This is a genomic window from Phycisphaerae bacterium (genome assembly GCA_012729815.1).
In the GTDB taxonomy this organism is placed as follows: Bacteria; Planctomycetota; Phycisphaerae; order JAAYCJ01; family JAAYCJ01; genus JAAYCJ01.
The window spans coordinates 1-5,525 of the sequence record JAAYCJ010000153.1 but is presented as its reverse complement, the minus strand read 5'-3'; the positions used below and the strand labels follow the sequence as shown (position 1 = coordinate 5,525).

Sequence of the window (5,525 nt, the reverse complement as noted above, 5' to 3'; positions counted from 1 at the left end):
TCGACTATGACCTTGACCGGATCAACAAGCTCTCGGAGCGGACGCCGAATATCTGCAAGGTCTCGCCGTCGAGTCCGTACCACGTGGAGGACGTGGACCGGGCGGGCGGGATTCCGGCGATCATGAAGGAGATCGGCCGGATCGACGGGCTACTGGACCTTTCGGCGCCCACTGTGACGGGCAAGACGATCGGGCAAGTGATCGCGGAGGCGACGATCAAGGACGAGCAGGTGATCCGGCGGCTTGGCAACGCGTACAGCAAGGAGGGCGGTCTGGCTGTGCTTCGCGGGAATTTGGCTCCGGAAGGGGCGGTGGTCAAGACGGCGGGCGTGCATCCGGACATGCTGCGTCACGAAGGGCCGGCGGTGATTTTCAATTCGCAGGAAGAGGCGTGCGAAGGCATTCTGGGCGGGAAGGTCAAGGCGGGCGACGTGGTGGTGATCCGTTACGAGGGTCCGCGGGGCGGACCGGGGATGCAGGAGATGCTCTCGCCGACGAGTTACATCATGGGTCAGGGGCTCGGCGAGAAGTGCGCGTTGATTACGGATGGTCGGTTCAGCGGCGGGACGCGCGGGGCGTGCATCGGGCACGTGAGTCCGGAGGCGGCTGAGGGCGGGCCGATCGGTCTGCTGGCCGACGGCGATGTCATCGCGATCGATATTCCCGGTCGGAAGCTGGAGGTGAAGCTGAACGACGCTGATCTGGCGGAGCGTCGCAAGCGCTATAAGCCGCAGCCGCCGCGGGTTGACTACGGGTATCTCGCGCGGTATGCGAAGATGGCGACATCGGCGCATACCGGGGCGGTGATGAAGAGCTGACGGTCGCGCGGTTGTCTTGAGGCAGGAGGGAAATGGTGGGTGTAGGAACATCCACCCTACTATTCCTTGTTGACCGGCTGGTCGGCTCGGCTGGGCGGCCAGAATATCGCCTTTACTCTGCCGGTGATGTTCTGCCGCGGGAGCGGTCCCCAGCATCGGCTGTCGCGGCTTCTTGGTGTGTTGTCGCCAAGGACGAAGTACTCATCCGGGCCGAGGACGATTTCGTCGGTGGGTCTGGAGAGGACTGCGCCGCCGGGAATCCCCGGTGAAACGAGTTGGAATCCGTTGAATGGGGGCTCACTGGATGCGATCTTCTTGAAGACCGGTGGGGTGGTGAGGACCTGGCCGTTGACGATCAGGTTCGGCGGCTGGATTCGGATCCGGTCACCGGGCAGGCCGGCGATTCGCATGACGAACTCGGTTCCTGGGGTCGGAGTGGGTATGCCATCCGTGCGGAACACGACGATCTCTCCTCGTTCCGGATCGCCGAACATCAGGGACAGCTTTTCCACGAAGATCCAGTCGCCATCAACGATGGTCGGCGCCATGCTGGCGGAGGAGATGCGATAGGTCTGCGCGAGATTGCTGAAGTTCCACGCCCAGAAGCGGTTGAGTCCGACCCCCGCCACGATCACGACGACCCAGCCGAGCGCGCCGATTCGCGGGACGGGGCGGTAGGACTGCGTGAGCATGACGCACCAGAGCGCCAGTGCGGCCAGGAAGGGCAGGATGGCAAGACCACCGGTCGCATCCCCCGCCATAACCGCCACAAGAACGCCGAACTGCAGAGCCGCCAAGGTGCCGAAGTGCCATGCCAGTCCGGCCATTCGGCGCCCGGTCAGAAAGTGGGCTGAGCCGGCCAGGAAGAGGGCCATGATTTCGCCGGTCCATTTGGGGTATGTGCGTTTGTCGTCCATGCCGTCGGCTCCCGGTTGGTCGTTTTTTTATTACCCGCTGTTTCGTTGTTCGTCAAGCATCTTGGGTGTTCGACGTTCGCGGGAGAGGGAAGGGTGTGTTTTCGCGGGCGAAAACACAGCCTACGGGGTCGCCATCTGACGATACCGGCGGCCGAAGGAGATGGTGGATTTGGGAACATCCACCCCACGCGACTGAATGTGACCTCCCGGAATTCTGTAGGGTGGATGTTTGGACATCCACCATTTCCATCATTCGCCTGTAATCGTCGATTCCGGTTGTGGCACCACGTTCTGGGCGACGGGTCGGTCGCATCCGCAACACCAATCGGCTGGATATCGTCTCATCGCGACGCATTTGCCGAAGGTCGAGAACGGCCAGGCGTGCGGACACGTCGCGTAACCGTGCTTCACCGGATTGTAATGAATGTAGTTGCAGAGGATCTCAAATTCCCGCGCATTCCGAACCGTATGCTCCCAGAACCGTCGCTGCCAGAGTCCCCGCTCGCGGCGCCGCCGCCCGGAGTCGCCTACGGTCGCTTCGCTCCCGCCGCTGCCGAGGTACAGCCTGTCGAACCGGAACTTGATGACCTTCCAGCGGACGGAGAAATCCGCATCCCCCTCGGGCAGCGTCCAAAGGCAGTGCAGATGGTCCGGAAGCAACACGACCGCCTCCTGGCGAAAGGGAAATCTCACGCGGGTGTGTTCAAAGGCCTGACGAAGGGCTTGTCGGGAGCGAGCCTCGGTCAGGAACGGCCGCCGGCGATAGCTGACCACGGTGAAGAAGAATGTCCCACCGGGTTGAAACGCGCGTCGATAGTCGGACATGGCGGTGAGTTACCCCAAGCCGCTCATGTCCGCAATGCCCTGATCGCCAACGTCGGGTGGATGTAGGAACATCCACCATTGGGTTCATGTGCCCGTGAAGCGAGATCCGGCCATTTCGCGATATCGGCGGCAGAGGGAAATGGTGGATGTAGGAACATCCACCCTACACGCCTTCGCGGGGATGACAGAAGGGGGGCTGGGATGGGGGTTTGGGGGAGGGGCAACCACAAGGGTTGCCCATACTTGTGGTTTGTTGGGGGTTGAATCCGGTTGCATCGGTGGGTTGGGGTCCTTATAATTTGCCCATATTCGCGCGGTACTGGCGTTTGGTGCGTTGTTTTGGCGTGCGGTTGCTCGCTACAGGCAGGAGTGTCATGCGGAACAAAACTGGACCGATCCTGTTCCTGGCTGGGGTGGTGATGGCATTGGCGGGATGGGCCGAGGCAGAGGAGCGTTACATTTTCGTTGAGGAGAGCAACCGGTGGGTTCCGGCGGGCGAGATCGAGGAGCCGCTGGAGGGTCCGCTGGCGGATATTCAGGGTCAGATGGCGGCGGGGGAGTACCGGAAGGCTGAGAGGGCGTTGAAGGCGTACCTGAAGGCGGGGCCGGAGGTTGAGGACCGGCAGGCGGCGATGCTGTTGTACGGCGACGCGGCTTTGATGCGGGACCGTCTTTACGAGGCGCACAAGCGTTACCAGAAGGTGATCGACGAATACCCTCAGACGGAGGAGTTCGCGATGGCCCTTCGGCGTGATCTGGACATCGCGCGGGCGTGGCTGGGCGGCAAGAAGCGGCGGCTGTGGGGGATTTTCCGGGTGCCGGCGCAGGACGAGGGGGTGGAGATTCTGTCGCAGATTGAGGATTTGGGTCACGGGTACCGGATCGCGGAGGTGGCGCTTCGGGAGAAGGCGGATTACTTCTACGAGAGCGGTCAGTTCGACCTGGCGTCGATCGCGTATCGGCGTTTGGCGGATGACGTTCGTTCGCCGCGGTATACGAAGATGGCGATGTTCCGGGCGGCGTCGTCGGCGTTGGCGTCGTTTCCCGGGGCTGCGTACGACGATACGCCGCTGTTGGAGGCGCGGGAGCTTTTCAACGAGTACCTGAACCGTTTTCCGGAGGCGGCGGCGGAAGAGGACGTGGACGTGCTGCTGGCGAGCATCGAGGCGAAGCGGGCGGAGAAGGAATACAAGATCGGGAGTTTTTACGCCCGGATCGATCGTCCGAAGGCGGCGGCTTACTATTACAGCTATGTGTTGTCCACGTGGCCGGAGACGCTGTGGGCTCAGCGGGCGGAGGCGGACCTGGTTCGGATGGGATTTGAGCCGGGCGTGGTGGTTCAGTAGAGTGAAGCATACCTGCGGAACGGCGGGCAAAACGATGACGAGAAAGCACAGGCAATTGGCGGTGGTGGGTTTGACGGCGATCTGGCTGACCGGCTGCAGCTATCAGACGGATCGGCCGTTTCCGTCGAACGTCAAGACGGTTCACGTGGAGCCGTTCAAGTCGCGGGTTTTCCGTCGGCGGATCGAGATGCGTCTGACGGAGGCGGTCAAGAAGCGGATCACGATGGACACGGACTATCGGCTGGCGGACCAGAGCAAGGCGGACACGGTCTTGTTCGGGGAGATTCTGAACGTCAAGCAGGGGACGATCGGGCACGATTTCGTGCTCAATCAGCCGCGGGAGACGCAGCTCACGCTGGTGGTGAGTTTTCAGTGGAAGGATTTGCGGACGGGTGAGATTCTGGTGGACCGGCCGCGGTGGCTGCAGACGTTTGACTACTCGCGTCCGGTGGGGGAGCGCGAGGTTGACGCGCTGAACGGGGTGTGCGACCGGATGGCGGAGCAGATCGTCGAGGAGTTGATGTCGGAGTGGTAGGCCCTTCCGGATAGCACGGAACACGCGGAACACGCGGAAAGACCAGGGAGAGAAGGGGTTAGAGCGAGATCGGAGAGGCAGCCACGCGAGCTTGGACCGCATCCTTACCTCTGTATTTACTTGTTTCTTCTGACTTTTTCGCTCCCTTCGGTGCTGTTCGTTTGATCTCTTCTTGTATCTCCTTGTATCTCAATGGCTTGCATTCAATACGGGCGGAGTGGGGGTCGGTATTGACATGGGGGCGGGTTCCTGTTATCCTGACGGGTGATAAACTTTCACTAACTATAGCGGTGAATGTTCACTACTATCTGGTTGGAGAACCGTTGTGCGAGCCACTCTTAGCGACATTGCCGAGCAGACCGGGTGTTCTCGTGCGACGGTATCGAGCATATTGAGCGGTGGGGGAACCAGTGCTCGGTTCAGTCCGGCGACACGGCGGAAGGTTCTTGGTGCGGCGAAGCGGCTGAACTACCGGCCTCGGTTGTCGCAGGGGGTGGGGTTGATCTATTCGGTGGGCACGTGCGATCCGGACGAGGTGGACTGGATCAGTTGGATATCGCCGATGCTGACGAGCATCCAGAGCCGGGCGGTGGAGGCGGATCAGCTTTTGTCGGTGTTCTGCTATTCGCATCAGACGCTTGGCCGCGACATCGCGCAGGGGCGTCTGCCACAGATTCTGCGGCGGCGTCACATTGACGGGCTGATTCTTTCGGGGCGGATCGAGGAGGAGTTGATCGCCCACATTTCGGAGAGCCGTTTGCCTTACGTGTTGATGAACGTCAGCGACGCGGATTCGCATGCGGATGACGCGATTTGCTTTGACGAGATTTTCAGCGGGCGCGAGGCGACGCGGCATCTGATCGCTGAGGGTCACCGTCGGATACTTTACCTTGGGGTGGACTGGACGCCGGATCACTACTCGATCGGTATGCGTCGTCGGGGATACGACCTGGCGATGGAGGAGGCGGGGCTGGCGGCGCGTCACGTGGCGATTGTGGAGGACGAGTATTCCCGGTTTGCGGTGGAGTTTGGCGAGGTGATGAGGGGTTCGGATCGTCCGACGGCGATCGTGTGTTATTGGGAG

Annotated in this window: 5 protein-coding genes and 1 pseudogene; 4 read left to right on the top strand and 2 right to left on the bottom strand. The window is 61.6% G+C overall.

What is annotated here, in order from left to right:
* Window positions 1-818, top strand: an 818-nt coding sequence (locus GXY33_10435; GenBank protein ID NLX05550.1) for a dihydroxy-acid dehydratase, incomplete at its 5' end; no start/stop codon positions are given.
* Between the two features lie 59 nt (window positions 819-877).
* On the opposite strand, the gene lepB is transcribed toward GXY33_10435, so the two are convergent.
* On the bottom strand, window positions 878-1,693 hold the full coding sequence (lepB, locus tag GXY33_10430) for a signal peptidase I (GenBank protein NLX05549.1): 816 nt from the start codon (window positions 1,691-1,693) through the stop codon (window positions 878-880).
* A 390-nt stretch (window positions 1,694-2,083) separates the two neighbouring features.
* Window positions 2,084-2,560: pseudogene (locus tag GXY33_10425) on the bottom strand (transposase).
* A gap of 374 nt (window positions 2,561-2,934) precedes the next feature.
* Between GXY33_10425 and bamD the strand changes: the two are divergent.
* From bamD to GXY33_10410, 3 genes are all read left to right on the top strand, one after another.
* Complete coding sequence (gene bamD / locus GXY33_10420; GenBank protein NLX05548.1) at window positions 2,935-3,906, top strand: outer membrane protein assembly factor BamD; 972 nt, start codon at window positions 2,935-2,937, stop codon at window positions 3,904-3,906.
* A gap of 34 nt (window positions 3,907-3,940) precedes the next feature.
* Window positions 3,941-4,441, top strand: a complete 501-nt coding sequence (locus tag GXY33_10415) for a hypothetical protein (protein ID NLX05547.1) — start codon at window positions 3,941-3,943, stop codon at window positions 4,439-4,441.
* Between the two features lie 325 nt (window positions 4,442-4,766).
* On the top strand, window positions 4,767-5,525 hold a 759-nt coding region (locus tag GXY33_10410; protein NLX05546.1), incomplete at its 3' end, for a LacI family transcriptional regulator.